The sequence below is a fragment of the Xenorhabdus littoralis genome (genome assembly GCF_033949345.1).
Lineage (GTDB): Bacteria > Pseudomonadota > Gammaproteobacteria > Enterobacterales > Enterobacteriaceae > Xenorhabdus > Xenorhabdus littoralis.
In genome coordinates this window covers 1-16754 of the sequence record NZ_VCDP01000050.1, presented here as the reverse complement: position 1 = coordinate 16754, position 16754 = coordinate 1, and the positions used below count along the sequence as shown (strand labels likewise).

At 45.7% G+C, this 16754-nt stretch carries 15 protein-coding genes and 1 riboswitch; of the genes, 8 read left to right on the top strand and 7 right to left on the bottom strand.

All coding sequences use genetic code 11. The features are described 5' to 3' along the window. Positions 1-633, bottom strand: a complete 633-nt coding sequence (gene nudF / locus FE394_RS12950) for an ADP-ribose diphosphatase (RefSeq protein ID WP_319926794.1) — start codon at positions 631-633, stop codon at positions 1-3. Positions 634-851: 218 nt separating this feature from the next. Here nudF and tolC point away from each other — a divergent pair, with 218 nt between their 5' ends. The 3 genes from tolC to FE394_RS12935 all read left to right on the top strand — a co-directional run bounded on the left by tolC (position 852) and on the right by FE394_RS12935 (position 4236). Next, on the top strand, positions 852-2216 hold the full coding sequence (tolC, locus tag FE394_RS12945) for an outer membrane channel protein TolC (protein ID WP_319926793.1): 1365 nt from the start codon (positions 852-854) through the stop codon (positions 2214-2216). A 178-nt stretch (positions 2217-2394) separates the two neighbouring features. After that, complete coding sequence (locus FE394_RS12940; RefSeq protein WP_319926826.1) at positions 2395-3069, top strand: DUF1190 family protein; 675 nt, start codon at positions 2395-2397, stop codon at positions 3067-3069. Between the two features lie 6 nt (positions 3070-3075). Further along, a complete protein-coding gene (locus tag FE394_RS12935; RefSeq protein WP_319926792.1) occupies positions 3076-4236 on the top strand; it encodes a glutathionylspermidine synthase family protein in 1161 nt (386 codons plus the stop codon). A 21-nt stretch (positions 4237-4257) separates the two neighbouring features. Here FE394_RS12935 and ygiD read toward each other — a convergent pair whose 3' ends face one another. Together ygiD and ribB are read right to left on the bottom strand one after the other, a co-directional pair. After that, complete coding sequence (ygiD, locus tag FE394_RS12930; RefSeq protein ID WP_319926791.1) at positions 4258-5034, bottom strand: 4,5-DOPA-extradiol-dioxygenase; 777 nt, start codon at positions 5032-5034, stop codon at positions 4258-4260. Positions 5035-5284: 250 nt separating this feature from the next. After that, the gene (ribB, locus tag FE394_RS12925) at positions 5285-5938 is read right to left on the bottom strand and encodes a 3,4-dihydroxy-2-butanone-4-phosphate synthase (protein WP_319926790.1); all 654 of its coding nucleotides are present in this window, start codon (positions 5936-5938) and stop codon (positions 5285-5287) included. Between the two features lie 118 nt (positions 5939-6056). Next, positions 6057-6275, bottom strand: a riboswitch (FMN riboswitch). A 136-nt stretch (positions 6276-6411) separates the two neighbouring features. On the opposite strand from ribB, the gene ubiK reads away from it, so the two are divergent. Next, positions 6412-6687, top strand: a complete 276-nt coding sequence (gene ubiK / locus FE394_RS12920) for a ubiquinone biosynthesis accessory factor UbiK (protein WP_319926789.1) — start codon at positions 6412-6414, stop codon at positions 6685-6687. A 98-nt stretch (positions 6688-6785) separates the two neighbouring features. Here ubiK and hldE read toward each other — a convergent pair whose 3' ends face one another. From hldE to FE394_RS12905, 3 genes are all read right to left on the bottom strand, one after another. Beyond that, positions 6786-8210 (bottom strand): bifunctional D-glycero-beta-D-manno-heptose-7-phosphate kinase/D-glycero-beta-D-manno-heptose 1-phosphate adenylyltransferase HldE, encoded by a 1425-nt coding sequence (hldE, locus tag FE394_RS12915; RefSeq protein ID WP_319926788.1) that lies wholly within the window; start codon positions 8208-8210, stop codon positions 6786-6788. A 118-nt stretch (positions 8211-8328) separates the two neighbouring features. Then, positions 8329-11193, bottom strand: a complete 2865-nt coding sequence (gene glnE / locus FE394_RS12910) for a bifunctional [glutamate--ammonia ligase]-adenylyl-L-tyrosine phosphorylase/[glutamate--ammonia-ligase] adenylyltransferase (RefSeq protein WP_319926787.1) — start codon at positions 11191-11193, stop codon at positions 8329-8331. 37 nt (positions 11194-11230) lie between these two features. Continuing rightward, positions 11231-12247: a CYTH domain-containing protein gene (locus tag FE394_RS12905; RefSeq protein ID WP_319926786.1), complete on the bottom strand. Its 1017-nt coding sequence runs from the start codon at positions 12245-12247 to the stop codon at positions 11231-11233. A gap of 325 nt (positions 12248-12572) precedes the next feature. Here FE394_RS12905 and FE394_RS12900 point away from each other — a divergent pair, with 325 nt between their 5' ends. Next, entirely contained in the window at positions 12573-13193 is a 621-nt protein-coding gene (locus tag FE394_RS12900; protein WP_319926785.1) for a TIGR04211 family SH3 domain-containing protein, read from the top strand. A gap of 37 nt (positions 13194-13230) precedes the next feature. Next, the gene (locus tag FE394_RS12895; protein ID WP_319926784.1) at positions 13231-14415 is read left to right on the top strand and encodes a multifunctional CCA addition/repair protein; all 1185 of its coding nucleotides are present in this window, start codon (positions 13231-13233) and stop codon (positions 14413-14415) included. An 82-nt stretch (positions 14416-14497) separates the two neighbouring features. Here the strand turns inward: FE394_RS12895 and folB are convergent, their stop codons facing one another. Next, positions 14498-14851, bottom strand: coding sequence for a bifunctional dihydroneopterin aldolase/7,8-dihydroneopterin epimerase (gene folB / locus FE394_RS12890; protein ID WP_319926825.1), 354 nt, complete (start codon positions 14849-14851; stop codon positions 14498-14500). 109 nt (positions 14852-14960) lie between these two features. On the opposite strand from folB, the gene plsY reads away from it, so the two are divergent. Further along, complete coding sequence (plsY, locus tag FE394_RS12885; protein WP_319926783.1) at positions 14961-15620, top strand: glycerol-3-phosphate 1-O-acyltransferase PlsY; 660 nt, start codon at positions 14961-14963, stop codon at positions 15618-15620. Between the two features lie 68 nt (positions 15621-15688). Beyond that, the gene (locus FE394_RS12880; RefSeq protein WP_319926782.1) at positions 15689-16729 is read left to right on the top strand and encodes a zinc-dependent alcohol dehydrogenase family protein; all 1041 of its coding nucleotides are present in this window, start codon (positions 15689-15691) and stop codon (positions 16727-16729) included. Positions 16730-16754: the final 25 nt, after the last annotated feature.

The following is a 16754-nucleotide window of genomic DNA, read 5'->3' as shown; positions in this document are numbered from 1 at the left end:
TTACCCAAGCCACTCTTTCTTAATCTTTTCATGGTGCAATGCCAGCCACTGTATTGCAATAACCGAGGCCGCATTATCGATAATCCCTTCTTCTACCCACTGATAGGCCTGCTCACGACTAACTACCAGAACACGGATATCTTCATGTTCACCTTCAAGGCCATGGAACCCTGACGCAGTGGACGAATCGACTTCACCGACAAAAATATTCATACGTTCTGTCGTGCCGCCGGGACTGGAAAGATAACTCAATGCAGGCTGACAGCGTTTAACGTCAATACCCGCCTCTTCCACAGCCTCACGGCGAACCACCTGTTCAGCGTCTTCACCTTCTTCAATCATGCCGGCAATCACTTCCAGCAGCCACGGCGTCTCACTGGTTTCAACCGCAGGAATGCGGATTTGTTCAATCAAGACCACTTCATCACGCAGCGGATCGTAAGGCAACAAAACAGCCGCATGACCGCGTTCAAAAACCTCACGTCTGACTGTTTCACTCCAGCCACCCCGGAACAGACGGTGTTTGAAGTGATACTCTGTCATTTTAAAAAAACCACGGTAAAGGGTTTTCCGGGAAATAATTTCAACATCTTGTTTTGTAAATATGTTTGGTAAAGCAAGTTCTTCGCTCATTAAATCTCCTGATTCTTTTTAAAATTTCCTATTATTAAAATGTATTTTCTCTCATTGTTCTAAATAAATTCATTCTGATGATACAAACAAGTTGAAAAATGAGGCAATATGGCACAAACAGCCACCCTCCCCTGCTGGCATTCTCTGCTAGAATCTGTGGTATTGGTTTTTTATGCAGAGGCAACTTAAGCAAAATAGCTGCACCACAAGGAACGCAAATGAAAAAATTGCTCTCTCTTTTTATCGCTATGAATCTGGTAGGTTTTAGTACTTCAAGCCACGCAGCCGATCTGCTACAGATTTATCAGCAGGCAAAAGAAACAAATCCCGAATTGCTTAAGGCACAAGCTGACCGCAATTCGGTTGTTGAAAAGATTAATGAAACTCGTAGTACATTGCTGCCTCAATTAGGGTTAAGTGCGGGTGCAAGTTACGGTAAAGGTTTTCGTGACTTAAGAAATACAGAATCTCACGGCACAGAAGCCGGTCTGCAATTGACCCAGACTATCTTTGATATGGCGAAATGGAACCGGCTGAACCAATCAGAGAAAAATGCCGGTATTGCAGATATCAGCTATCAGGCAGCGCAACAACAATTGATTCTGGATACCGCCCAAAAATATTTTGATGTCCTGAATAAAATCGATGCACTGACATATACCGAAGCTCAGAAAGATTCACTGTACCGCCAGTTAGATCAAACTACCCAACGTTTCAATGTCGGTCTGGTTGCCATTACTGATGTGCAAAATGCCCGCGCCCAATATGATTCTATTCTGGCGCAGGAAGTTTCCAATCGTAACGCACTGGAAAATGCACTAGAAGAACTACGCACAGTTACAGGAATTTACTACCCACAGCTGGCCGCATTGAATATTGATCAGTTCAAAACCCAAAAACCCGAACCCGCTAATACTGTTCTGAAAGAAGCAGAAAACCGCAATCTAAACTTGTTATCAGCACGTTTAAAGCAGGATTTAAGCCGCGAACGAATCAAAGAATCACAAACTGGTTATATGCCAACCATTGATTTAACTGCTGGCACTAACATCTCTAACAGTCATTCTCGTGGTATTGGACGGCAAGATAATTACGAAGGGAGAAATTCCGTTAAACTATCCCTGAATTTACCTCTGTTTAATGGTGGAGCCACCTATTCTCAGGTCGAACAGGCGAAATATAATTTCGTCAGTGCCAGTCAGGACTTAGAGAGTATCTACCGTAAAGTGATACGGGAGGTTCATTCCTCTTCTAACAATATATCTGGTGCCATCAGTAGTATTGAAGCCAACAAACAGGCCGTACTTTCAGCACAAAGCTCACTGGATTCAATGGAAGCGGGTTATCAGGTAGGAACCCGTACTATCGTTGATGTGCTGGAAGCGACAACCAAGCTATATCAGGCCAAGCAAAACTTATCTAAAGCGCGCTACGATTATCTGATGTCACAATTAAGTATCCAGCAAGCCCGTGGTACTTTGAATGAAAACGATTTGATCGCATTGAACAAAATGTTGGGCGCACAAATTTCAACCTCAGCCAGCAGTATTATTAAAGAGATGAAAACGCCATCAATTCGCTGATTTAATGTCCTATCGTTCTAAGTTAAAAAACGTTATATTAAAAACGCTATACTAATTAAAGTAGCCCGCCGATTGTGTGGGCTGCTTTTTAAGCATATCCCTGAGAGCCAAGCCCCATTGGATGGGATACGCTCTTAATCTTAATCAGTTACCTTCAAGATGGATGCCCCCTATGACAATGAAACGGACAAAAGAGATAAACCGCGATTCTTTCCGCAAAACGTGGAAAAGCTATCGTCTGGCACCAGTGGCGCTCGCTGTTAGTGCTGTTTTCATGCTATCTGCCTGTGAACAGAACGATGAAACGGTTTCACTTTATACCAATGCCGATGAGTGCTCTCAGGCAAATCCCTCTCAAAGTGAACAATGCAAGACTGCGTATAACAACGCCCTGAAAGAAGCTGAAAAAACCGCACCGAAATATGCCTCTCGTGAAGAGTGTGTGGCTGAGTTTGGTGAACAGCAATGTACTCAGGCACCTGCTCAGGCGGGAGTGGGTGAGCCTCAGGCCCAACAGAACAGCAGCGGCAGTTTCTGGATGCCTTTGATGGCGGGTTATATGATGGGTCGCTTAATGGGCGGCAGCTCTGCACCATCACAGCCGTTGTTCACCTCAAAATCAGCCGGCAGCCCAGCCAATGGCAAGTTTGTTGATGCAACAGGTAAAGGTTATGGCCCTGCCACAGCCGGTGGTCGCAGCATGACTGTGCCGAAAACCGCAATGGCACCAAAACCTGCAACAACAAGCACCATTACCCGTGGCGGGTTCGGTGAATCTGTGGCGAAGCAATCGACCATGCAGCGTTCATCTGCCAGCTCAAGTTCCAGCTCTTCCCGTTCTATGGGTGGTTAATCAAAGATGAAACGCATTGGAATTACCGAGCGCCCGGATTGGCGCGAAAAAGCAGCAGAATATGGTTTTAATTTTCACACCATGCATGATCAGCCTTACTGGAGTGAAGAAGCTTATTATCAGTTCACACTGAGTCAAATTGAAGAAATTGAAGATGCGACAACAGAATTGCATCAAATGTGTTTGCAGGTCGTGGAAAAAGTCGTTAATAGCGAAGAGCTGCTGACCAAATTCCAGATCCCGAAACACTGCTGGGAGTTTGTCCGCTCTTCATGGGTAACGAGTCAGCCTTCGCTCTATTCCCGTCTGGATTTTGCCTATGATGGTAAAAATCCGCCTAAGCTGCTGGAAAATAATGCCGATACTCCGACTTCGCTGTATGAATCGGCTTTTTTCCAGTGGATCTGGCTGGAAGACCAAATCAATGCAGGCAACCTGCCGTCAAATGCCGATCAGTTCAACAGCCTGCAAGAAAAGCTGATTGAACGTTTTGTCCAATTGCGTGAAAAACACGGCTTTGGCCTGCTGCATATGGCTTGCTGTCAGGATACTGAAGAAGATCGTGGCACTATCCAATATTTGCAGGATTGCGCGTCAGAAGCGGAGATTCCAACAGAATTCCTGTTTATCGAGGATATTGGGCTGGGTGAGAAAGGACAGTTCACAGACTTGCAGGATCAAGTGATCGGCAATCTGTTCAAACTGTATCCGTGGGAGTTTATGCTGCGCGAGATGTTCTCTACCAAACTGGCTGATGCGGGTGTCCGTTGGCTGGAACCGGCATGGAAGAGCATCATCTCCAATAAAGCATTGCTGCCAATGCTGTGGAAAATGTTCCCCAATCATCCTAACCTGCTGCCAGCTTATTTTGCGGATGAACGCCCTGCTGACATGGATAGCTATGTTATTAAACCGCTATTCTCCCGTGAAGGCGCCAATATCCGCATCATTGAAAATGGTCGGGAAGTTGCCAGTGCCGATGGCCCTTATGGGGAAGAAGGCATGATTGTTCAACAGTTCCATGCATTGCCAAAATTTGATGATAACTATGTGTTGGTCGGTAGCTGGTTGGTAGACGATCAATCAGCGGGTATTTGTATCCGTGAAGATCGAGAGTTGATTACTCAGGATCTGTCACGTTTCTACCCGCATATTATTTTAGATTAATTCAGTTTTGGGTTAATTCAGTTATCCAATCTGGATCGACAGCATACTCAGAGAGCCGTCTTCAATCCCCTCAACAGGGGTTGAAATCGGCTCTTTTTTGTCCCAAGTGCCCATCACATGCAACAACGGCAAGAAATGCTCTGGTGTTGGGTTAGACAACTTACCATCTTCCCTATCCAAAGCATTAAACAATGGGTGAGGTTCTTCAAGGCTGGTTAAGCTGTCACGTACAAACTGCTCAAAAGAGAGCGCCCACGGGAAAGGCTCTATCCCCGGTTTTGCTGCTGGCAAGTTATGTACGACATTTCCACTTCCCATGATCAAGACGCCTTCATCCCGCAACAAGGCTAATTTTTTACCTATTTCATAATGAAAGGAAGCAGGTTGATTGCGATCCATGCTCATTTGAATAACCGGAATATCTGCATCGGGATACATTTTGGCTAATATTCCCCAAGAGCCATGATCCAATCCCCAGTATTCAAAATCAGTCTCAACCTCAATCGGGTCAAGGATATCCTGCACTAATACCGCCAGTTCAGGAAACCCTTTAGCCGGATACTGTTTTTCATGCAGTTCCCGGGGAAAGTTACCAAAATCGTGGATAGTTCTGGGTTTGGCCATCGCTGTCACTGTCGTACCATTTATGTACCAGTGTGCAGAAATCACAAGAATCGCCCTTGGTCTGGGTAATTTTTTCCCCAATTCAAACCAAGCGCGTGAGTAGTAGTTATCTTCAATGGCATTCATTGGACTACCATGACCAATGAATAAAGCAGGCATTCTCAGGAGACTCATTCTTGCCCCTTATACAGCAAATTAAACATTTAGAATAATGGATTGTGAATTATGATAAAGATACTACGACAAGATTAAGACTTTTCGTCTCTGAATATAGCTAATCAAAAATGATGGAGTACTTCAAAAATACTGAAAGGCTACAGGGTGTGGGCTGTAGCCTTTCAAAGTACATGCGATATATTCTATTCCGATCAGTTTGCTATTCCGATCTAAAATTCAATCCATTGAATAATTGGGTATAGGATTACTAACTAGCTGTCTTTGCTATTTTCTGGCGATAGTCCACCAAATCATCAATAGTAACAACAGGCATATCATACTGTTTGGCGAATTCAATCACTTCAGGGGCACGGGCCATTGAGCCATCATCATTCGTCAGTTCGCACAACACCCCGGCAGGCTTGAAACCAGCCAGTGTAACCAAATCAATGGTCGCTTCGGTATGGCCACGACGAGTTAAAACCCCGCCCGTCTGTGCGCGCAAAGGAAAAACGTGCCCTGGTCGGTTCAGGTCATTTGGCTGTGCATCATCTGCAATGGCCGCTTGGATGGTGGTGATGCGATCGGCAGCAGAGACGCCGGTTGTAACGCCTTGTGCAGCCTCAATAGTGACAGTGAAAGCAGTTTGGTACTGACTTGAATTGTTTTCCACCATCATGGGCAATTTGAGTTGTTGACGACGTTCTTCCGTCAGGCAAAGGCAAACAATCCCACTGCCATGACGAATGGTCAGCGCCATTTGTTCCACTGTCATCGTTTCGGCGACAAAAATCATGTCACCTTCATTCTCACGATTTTCGTCATCCAGTACCATTACACCCTGTCCCGCACGCAAAGCAGCAAGCGCGCGTTCAACACGTTCAAATGGCGTCCCATATGAGGAAAGTAGCGTCTGATTCATGGTAAAGAAACCTCTTTTAATTTATGGATTACCAGAATCAGGGCAATTTTGAGGAGTTTGTGCAGCACAAAAATACAGCAGCAAAAACAACAGGCGAGCGAAAGCACTCGATAGATGTTGTTATTCTCTCCCATCCGGACTATCACCGTCGGCTCCAGAATTACACTGGATCTGCTGACCTCTGTTTTAACCTCTGTTGGATTTCATAAAAATTGAATTTCACAAAATCCAGAAAAAGGATAACGACAAACAGAGCGCTCGCGGGCTTCATAAAATCACCGTTTGATCATTTCATGTTACCGCCGGTAGGGACTTTCACCCTGCCCTGAGATAAACGATTTCACTATAACGCTAATAACTTGGTGGAGCAATCAACAAAATCAAATATGAAACTCGGCTCGCAATCATTTATGCTTTCATCAACAAGTACTAAAATACTGCCAACACAGTTATGTCATAAAAGGATGATCATCATGCTCGATCCAAAGAAAATTGAACAAATTGCCCGCCAAATCCATAATGCGATGCCAAAAGGTGTCAAAGAATTTGGTGATGACGTAGAGAAAAAAGTGCGTACCGTTCTGCAATCCCAACTGAGCAAGCTGGATCTCGTCAACCGTGAAGAGTTTGATGTTCAGACACAAGTTTTGCTGCGTACTCGTGAAAAGTTGGTTGCAATAGAACAACGTTTGGCTGAGCTGGAAGCCCGCCTTGAAGGAGCAGAAAAGAAAACTGAGCAGGCTGAATAATTAAGCCATACTTTTTCAGACAATACTTTTTCAGACAATACCTTTTCAGACCATGCCGTTATTGTTCAAAAAATAACGGCATAATGACGCAGATAAACTTACTGGCTTTTAATGGTTTTAATGATATTGCTCGTTGAAATACCATCTTCGAAGTTCAATACCTTAACTTCGCCACCAGCCGCCCAGACTTCTTTGCTACCGGCAATTTCTTCGGGTTTGTAATCACCGCCCTTGACCAGAATATCCGGCAGAATACCCGCAATTAAACGTTGTGGAGTATCTTCTTCAAATACCACAACCCAATCCACCGATTCCAGTGCAGATAGCACCGTCATTCTCTGATCCTGTGGGTTCACCGGACGGGTTTCTCCTTTCAATCGTTTGGTAGACGCGTCACTATTGACGGCAACGATCAGGCGATCCCCCAATTTACGGGCATTGCACAGGTAAGAAACATGCCCTGCATGAAGGATATCAAAACATCCGTTGGTCATGACAATGCGTTCACCGCGCTGACGAGCCTGAGAGACGACTTCTTTCAGTTGCGCTTCGCCCATCACGCCAAATCCGGTTTCGGCACGACCACGTACTGCATTTTCCAGCTCTACCGGTGAGACAGTGGAAGTTCCCAGCTTGCCAACAACCACGCCCGCAGCTGCATTGGCAAGGTAGCAAGCTTCGTTCAGTGGCTTGCCTGCGGCAAGAGCCGTTGCCAGTACACCAATGACAGTATCTCCGGCACCTGTGACATCAAAAACTTCCTGCGCCTGAGTCGGCAAGTGCAAAGGCGGCTGACCGATTCTCAGCAGGCTCATTCCTCGTTCAGAACGTGTGATTAGCAGCGCTTTCAGTTCCAAATCCTGTACCAGCTTTGTCCCTTTTGCCACCAGTTCATCATCATCTTTGCAGTGCCCTACCACCGCTTCAAATTCTGACATATTTGGCGTGAGCAGCGTTGCGCCACGATAACGCTCAAAATCGCTGCCTTTGGGATCGACAAGTACGGGAACATTGGCTTCATTAGCCAGCTTAATCATTGCCTGAACCTGAGTCAGTGCGCCCTTGGCGTAATCCGACAATACCAACGCCCCGATATGCGGCAGGGATTGTTGAATTTTCTCCAGCATCGGCTGGGCATCGATATTCTGGAAGCCTTCTTCAAAATCCAGACGAAGCAACTGCTGATTGCGCGATAAAACACGCAGTTTCGTGATGGTTGGATGAGTTGGAACAGGAACAAAATCACACTGAACCTTCACTCTGCTGAGTTTTTCGTTCAATGCCCGCGCAGCATCGTCAATGCCGGTCAAGCCTACCAGACGGGAATTCGCCCCCAATGATGCAATATTCATTGCAACGTTAGCGGCTCCCCCCGGACGTTCTTCAATGGTTTCTACTTTAACCACAGGAACCGGTGCTTCCGGTGAAATGCGGCTGGTCGGGCCGTACCAATACCGATCTAACATGACATCGCCAACAACCAAAACACCTGCGCGGTGAAAATCAGGGGGTGTTACTTTCATCCCATGCTCCAAATAGCAAAATAAACTGTTGCGGATATTACCATAACCAGACCGGATACCAGTAAGATCCATCAGAGAAAGCGGAAACTCCGCCGATTATCGATTCGCCGGTAGCCAGTTAAAGAGCAACCCCGAGCCACTTCTGCCAACTATCGCGCACTAATGCCTGCTGCTGGCTGAAATGTTCAGCCAGGACGTGGCTGGATAATGTCTGCAAAGCAAGATGATGCAGCTCATCGCGCATAGTGATATAAGCCTGCGTCAACGCCATTGCCTCCTGTTCATCCATAATATTATGGTTCGCCATTAATTCGAAAATTCGTACATTATCAGACCAACGGGTCAGCTTGGCATTTTCCGGTGCATAACGCAGCACCTGATATTGGGCAATAAATTCTATATCTGTGATCCCGCCCGGATCAGCTTTGATATCGAATTGGTTTTGTTGATGGCTCCCCAAGTGCTGATACATTTTTTCCCTCATTTCACGCACTTGCTGACGCAGCAGATCAGAATCGCGGGGAAGACATAATGTCTCGCGGCGAATGCGTTCAAAGTCATTACGCATTTTTTCATCACCGAAAACCATGCGGGCACGAATCAATGCTTGGTGTTCCCAAGTCCATGCTTCATTTTTCTGATAATCATCGAAGGCTTCCAGGGTGCTGACAAGCATTCCCGATTCACCGGATGGACGCAATCGTGCATCAACATCATACAGAACTCCTGACGCCGTTCGGGTGCTGAATAAGTGAATAATCCGCTGTGCAAGACGCAGATAAAACTGGCGGGCATCAATTGAACGAGTGCCATCTGTCATCACCCCCATCGGGCAATCCAACAAGAACACCAGATCCAAATCAGAACCATAGCCAAGTTCCCAGCCGCCCAGTTTGCCATAACCGATAACAGCAAATCCCAATCCCTGTCGCTGGGATAAATGTTCGGGAGCACCATAGCGTTTCACCATCTGGCTCCACGCCTGTTGCACTACGGCGCCAATAATGGCTTCTGCCAGATAGGTCAGATGGTCACTTACTTTCATCACAGGCAAAGCGTCCACGATATCTTCTGCCGCGATCCGCAATAACTGGGCCTGCTTAAATTGACGTAATGCCTCCAGCAATTGTTCCTCATCATCTTCAGGAATACGCAGCAGATATTGATAAAGTTCATCGCGATACGCTTCCATCGGCAACGGCTGATAGAGTGATTTTGGGTCGAGGAGTTCATCCAGCAACACGGGATGGCGGGTAAGCTGACTGGCAATCATCGGGGAAGCAGCACACAGGCGGATAACATGAATCATGACTTGCTCTGATTCCAGCATCAGTTCCAGATAAGTTGTCCGGCTGACGATGCTGATTAACAGAGGAATAATCCGATCCAAAACGGCATTGGCATCTTCTCGTGCCCCAATCTTTGCCAACAGGCGCGGCATCAATTGATCAAGCACATCCCGCCCACGCGGGCCAATAGTACGCTTATTGACGTCTTGACGAAAAAGCGCAATGACATCAAGCACTTTCTGGGCTTCTTCTTCATCAAGATGAGGAACCAGTGTCATCAGTTCGTCTCTGTTCAAGGATTCCTGCCACAAACTCTTAAACGGCACATGGCTGGCTTCTTCGCCATGCTCATCAGCTTCATCACCAATCAGTTGCCGGAAAATATCTCGTACCACATTCATTTTGCAGCCAGTTTCCGTTATCAACTCATCCCAATCAGCGAAACCCATGCCCCAGGATAAACGAGCACGATCCAGATCGTTATCCGGCAAAGTTTGTGTTTGTTGGTCACGAATAGATTGCAAAAGATTTTCAAGCCGACGTAAGAACACATAACTTTCTTTGAGCTGTTTCACTTGTTCCTGAGTCAACAATGTCAGTGCTTCGATGGCTTCCAATGTCGGCAGCAATGAGCGGGATTGCAGGCTTGGTTCTCTTCCTCCGCGAATAAGCTGAAAAACTTGGGTGATAAACTCGATTTCGCGGATACCTCCCGCGCCCAGTTTAATATTATCTTTTAATCCCCGACGGCGTACTTCCCGCTCAATCATCCCCTTCATATTGCGCAAGGATTGGATCACACTGAAATCGATATAACGGCGGAAGACAAATGGCCGCAGCATCTGGTGCAGCTCCTGAAAATAAGCCAATTCGTCATTTCCCAAAATTCGCGCTTTCACCAGCGCATAACGCTCCCAGTCACGCCCTTGTTCCTGATAATAATCCTCCAGCGCCGGGAAGCTGAATACCAAAGGCCCGCTGTCGCCAAATGGACGCAATCTCATATCCACCCGATAAACAAAGCCATCTACAGTTTGTTGATCCAATGCCTTAATCAACTTTTGCCCTAATCGGGTAAAAAACTGGGAATTATCCATTTCTCGGCGTCCGCCTCGGGTAACCCCATTTTCTGGATAGGCAAAAATAAGGTCGATATCAGAGGAAAAATTGAGTTCTCCGCCTCCCAGCTTTCCCATTCCCAGAATTAACAACGGTTGTGCCACACCATCGCTATTCGTGGGCGTTCCCCAATCTTGACTGCAACGCAGATACAGCCAGTCCCGGGCTGACACAATCAAGGTTTCGGCCAGCGTACTTAACTGCTGTAATGTCTGCTCTGTCGTACTGCTTTGCAATGCCTGCATCCATGCAATCCTGACCAACATTCTGTGACGAAACAGACGTAAAATTCGCATCAAACTGTTTTCATCATGTGCTGTAGATAAGGTCTGTTCTAACCAACGGGAATAGTGTTGCCACTCCTCCGCCTGAGGGGGATTCTGGCGAATATCATCTAACCATGCAGGATGAGCCTGCAAATTTTCTGCCACAAAATCACTCAATGACAGAACGACCTGCTCATGTTTTGAAAAAGGCAATGCCGTTCCTTCTAATCCTTCTGATCCTTCTGATGGCTGGAGATTCGCAACAATATGCTGGAATTGTTGAGTTAAAAGCGATGAAAGTGGCAACATAACTGGGTTTCCCTGTAATTCCCTGTAAAAAGAAAGCTTATCGAGACTGAGCCATCAGCCATTGAGTCAACGCTAGTTTACATTGCAGCCATGCAGCGCTGTAACACAACGTTTCTGCGTCTGCACTGGCAGCCGATAAAGCCTCTTTTAATTCGGGCAATAAATCATATACGGGCAAATATTCAGATTGTTTTTCAGTAAGCTGTATCACACACCGTAAGATCTTCATCAAACCGGTTTTACCCTCTGCCAAACCTGCCAGCCATCCTTCTTCCTGCTCCTGCCATTGCGCCAGAATTTCTGATAACAGCACAGGCAATGGCTGCTGCCATTCCAGATCATCCGGTACACTGGGCAAGGTTTTATGTGACAAGCCCTGAATAAGCGCATATCCCCGCGCAGCTTTGCTTTTATTGGCCAAACGCAAACCATTCTGTGATGCTAATTTATCCGCCAATAACAGAACATCGGTGACATTTCCGTTCATTAGCTCCAACTCAAACTCACAAATTGGTGAAGTATGATCTCCAGAACTATTATTGTCAGAACTAATATTGCCAGAACTAATATTGCCAGAACTATTATTGCCAGAACTATTATTGCCAGAACAAATGGTTCCCTGATCCAGCGCTACTTCAATTTCACTTTGTCCGTAAGTCACGAACCATTTTTCACGGGTAAAATGGGTACTGAATAATTCAGATAATTGAGACTGTAGATGAGCAATATCGGTATTTTCGGGCCAAATATGAGCGGGAAACAGGGATAAATCCAATTCAGGATAGTGAAGAGGTACATTGAATTCAGGACGTTGATGCAATCCACCAATCACTTTACCGGCAGTTTTAATGGTCATTTCATAATGTCCGTCAAAACCACGAATACGCAACCCCATATCCCAACGCCTCAATTGATTATCCGGCGTCTCAAAATAAATATTAGTCAGATGTTGTGGTGACGTGTAATGATGAGGAAGTTGAAATAACTGCTGGCAAACTGCGGGTATCGCATCAGGCTTCACAGACAGTTTCAATTCAATTTCTACAGCGCTCATACTTTTGATTCCTCAATCTATCTATATATACCTTTCGTCTTTCAGGTTGCATCCTGAAATCCATCGGGTATAACAAAATTTATTTTTAACCTTATTTCTTATTTACTCTTTTTTCACGAAAAAGAAAAATAAACCTGAATAGACTGTTCTCCCAACAATCATCACGCTTACTTCGGCAAAAAAAACCTAACAAGGTCTGTATTCGGTCAGTTGATATCGGTTTCATTCTGGTTTACTGATTGCACCCGCAAACTTAACTCTTTACTATCATTTGAGTAGTTTGAATCACGATTAGCCCATTCACAAAAAAACAGTTGAACACAGAATGAAAAAACTACATCGATTATTTATCCTGTTACTCGTACCCATACTGCCATTATCCGTACACGCTGAAGAAAAACGTTATGTTTCTGATGAGTTGTCAGCCTACATTCGTAGCGGCCCAAGCATTCAAAATCGTATCACGGGCTCATTGAACTCTGGTGAGGAAGTCATCTTACTCAGCCAAAAATCAGAAAATGGCTTCTTGCAGATAAAAGACCGTAAAGGACGTGCAAGCTGGATACTCTCAAGTGAGCTCAGTGCCATTCCAAGCCTGCGCGAACGTATCCCTGCGATGGAAGAGAAGATCAAAACGCTGACCAGTAATCTGGCGAATATTGATGATACGTGGAATAAACGCACCGCCGAATTGCAAAATAAAGTGGCTAACAGCGATAAAATCCTCAATGACCTGAAAAAAGAGAATGCCCGACTCCAGAGTAAATTGACTGTGGCTGAGAAAAAGGTAGAAATTGCCAATTTACAACTGGATGATAAGCAAAGAGAAATTATTTTACAGTGGTTTATGTATGGCGGTGGTGTCGCGGGTATCGGCCTGATTTTGGGTCTTGTACTGCCACACATTATTCCACGCCGCAAAAAGAAAGATCGCTGGATGAGCTGATTTAAAACTGGTTTTAGGCTGATTTAAGGAAACAAAAGTGAAAATATATTTGGTTGGCGGCGCAGTTCGCGATCAATTATTAGGTCTACCCGTGACTGAAAGGGACTGGGTTGTCGTTGGAGGCAACCCAGAGGAGCTTCTGGCACAGGGATACCAACAGGTCGGGAAGGATTTTCCGGTTTTTCTGCACCCTAAAACCCATGAAGAATACGCATTAGCCCGCACAGAAAGAAAGTCAGGTCAGGGATATACCGGTTTTACCTGTTATGCCGCTCCCGATGTGGCACTGGAAGAAGATCTGCTGCGCCGGGATTTAACCATTAACGCGATTGCTCAAACGCCAGATGGTGATTTGATCGATCCTTATCATGGTGCCAAAGACCTCGAAAATCGTACTTTGAGGCATGTCTCTGCTGCGTTTTCAGAAGATCCATTGCGTGTGTTGCGTTTGGCTCGCTTGGCGGCCCGCTTTGCTCATCTGGGCTTTTCAATCGCACCGGAAACTCAGGCCCTCATTACCGAAATGACGGCAAGTGGTGAATTATCATCATTAACGCCTGAACGGGTCTGGCGGGAAACTGAAAAAGCACTCACTTCACAATCACCACAAGTCTATTTTCAGGTTTTACGCGATTGCGGGGCATTGGTCGTTCTTTTTCCTGAAATTGATAACTTGTTTGGTGTTCCTCTGCGGAAAAAAATACGGGAAAAAACGCTTTTTGCACTCGATGCAGGTGTGCATTCACTGCAAGTTTTGCGCATGTCGACTCAACTGAGCGAAGAGATCGACATTCGTTTCGCCTCACTATGCAGCCATGTTGGGATCACGCCCGTGAAACAGATGTGTGAACGGTTGCGCATTCCCAACTCAGCACGTGATTTGGCCACGATTGCCACTCAATACCACGACTGGACACATACCGTAGAGCAATTGCCGCCAGAAACACTACTGACTTTGTTTAATGCCGTAGACGCTTGGCGAAAACCGCAACGCATTGATCAATTAATTATTTGTAGCCAAGCAAACAGCCGTGGATACACCGATTCGGAGAGTTTATCTTATCCACAAGGTGATTATTTGCGTGAAGTGTTTGCCATTGCCAGTCAGGTAAGCGTCAAGGAAGTGATTGCGCGCGGATTTCAGGGCGCTGCAATTCGCGCAGAATTAGAACATCAGAGACACATTGCCATAGAAAACTGGAAACAGATGTCAGTGAATTAATCTTTGATAAGAAATAAAAGCGCCCCAAATAACGCATCAAATTGGGGCATTTTTTAGTGCGGACATCTGGAGAATCCGTTAATTAACGTTCACCACGCTCAATCACCACACCAACGCTTTTTGCCTGTGTCACAGCACCCGGCTTACGGACTTTGACCCTGACCCAGGGTGAATGAAATTGATTGAGCAAGATATCAGCCACTTCTTCTGCCACCCGTTCAACCAAGGCAAAGTTCTGGCGCTCAACATGGCTAATCACGGATTCGCTGACTTTGGCATAATCCAGACAGTGATCAACTTTATCGCTGGAAGAGGCATGTTTGTTGTCCCATCCCATTTCGATATCGAACACTAATTTCTGTTTAATTGTTTGTTCCCAGTCATAAACGCCAATAGTAGCAATGACTGTTAATTCTTCAATAAATACGATATCCATCACGACCTTTTCCCCGTTTTTCAGTTCGCCAGATACCACTTCTGACGAAATATGCGTATTATCCATTGTTAGACTTAAGAAAACGACTCTTATTGATTGGAGATATCTTATGAGTGCAATCGCACTTGGCATGATCATCTTCGCGTATTTATGTGGCTCTATATCCAGCGCGATATTGATCTGTCGATTGGCAAGGCTTCCCGATCCCCGTCAACACGGTTCCGGCAATCCGGGAGCAACAAATGTACTGCGTATCGGTGGCAAAGGGGCAGCATTAGCCGTTCTGATTTGTGATGTACTAAAAGGGTTAATTCCGGTTTGGTTGGCATACAAACTCAATATTACCCCCTTTTATTTAGGTATTGTCGCCATTGCTGCCTGCCTGGGGCATATTTACCCCATCTTTTTCCATTTCAAAGGGGGTAAAGGCGTTGCTACCGCTTTCGGTGCTATTGCAGCCATCGGCTGGGATCTCATGGGATTGATGGCCGGAACATGGCTGATGACCGCGCTGTTAAGCGGCTATTCTTCATTGGGTGCTATTATCAGCGCGTTAATTGCTCCTTTCTATGTATGGTGGTTCAAGCCTGAATTCACCTTTCCCGTTGCGATGCTGTCATGTCTGGTCTTAGTCCGCCATCACGATAATATCCAGCGCCTTTGGAGAGGACAAGAAAGCCGCATCTGGCAGAAGCTTAAAAAGAAACAAGAAATGACGGATAAAGAGAAAAAACAGGCAACTGAAACACAAGATCAACAAGACGATTAAAACAGATAGCCACCGCAACATATTAGATTAACATGGCAAAACTCACATAACCTTTGAAAGGGGGTCTTATGAAAGCTCTTGTTTATCACGGTGCTGGCAAAAAAAGCTGGGAAGAAAAAGCACAGCCGCAACTCATAGAATCAACTGATGCGGTTGTCCGTATCATCAAAACCACCATTTGCGGAACAGACTTGCATATCCTCAAAGGAGATGTCCCAACGGTAGACGAAGGACGGATTTTAGGTCATGAAGGGATTGGGATCGTTGAATCTGTTGGCGAATCTGTCCGCAATATTAAAGTCGGTGATAAAGTCATCATCTCCTGTATCACTGTTTGCGGAAGCTGTCATTATTGTAAGCGTCAGCTTTACTCACACTGTGTAGATGGCGGCTGGATACTTGGTCATAGGATCGATGGCACTCAGGCTGAGCTTGTGCGCATTCCTCATGCGGATAACAGCCTGCATCGCCTGCCTGAAGGGGTAGATGAAGAGGCCGCATTAATGCTCAGTGATATTTTGCCGACAGGACTTGAAATCGGTGTCATCAATGGAAAAGTGCAACCGGGTCAGACAATCGCCCTGATTGGCGCAGGCCCTGTCGGTCTTTCCGCGTTACTGGCATCACAATTCTACTCTCCTGCACATATCATCATGATTGATAACGATGATAACCGCCTTCACGTCGCACAACAGTTTGGTGCTAACACAGTCATCAATCCAGCACATCAAAACGTGGTCGAAGAAATCCAGAAGCTCACTAATGGCATTGGTGTGGATGTTGCGATTGAGTGCGTTGGCATTCCTGCAACGTTTAAGATGTGTCAGAATATTATCACTGCTGGCGGATATATCGCTAATGTTGGCGTTCACGGAAAGTCCGTTGAACTGCATCTGGAAAAACTTTGGATCAAGAACATCACCATCACAACCGGACTGGTAAACACAAGCAGTACACCTATGCTGCTGAAAAGTGTTCAATCCGGCAAAATTTCACCGGAAAAACTGGTGACTCACCGCTATCGGCTGAATGAAATTGAAACAGCTTATGAAGTTTTTGCTAACGCCGCGCAGGAAAAGGCTCTGAAAATTGTTCTGGCGGCAGAATAAGAGTGCAATCAGAACCACCCGCATA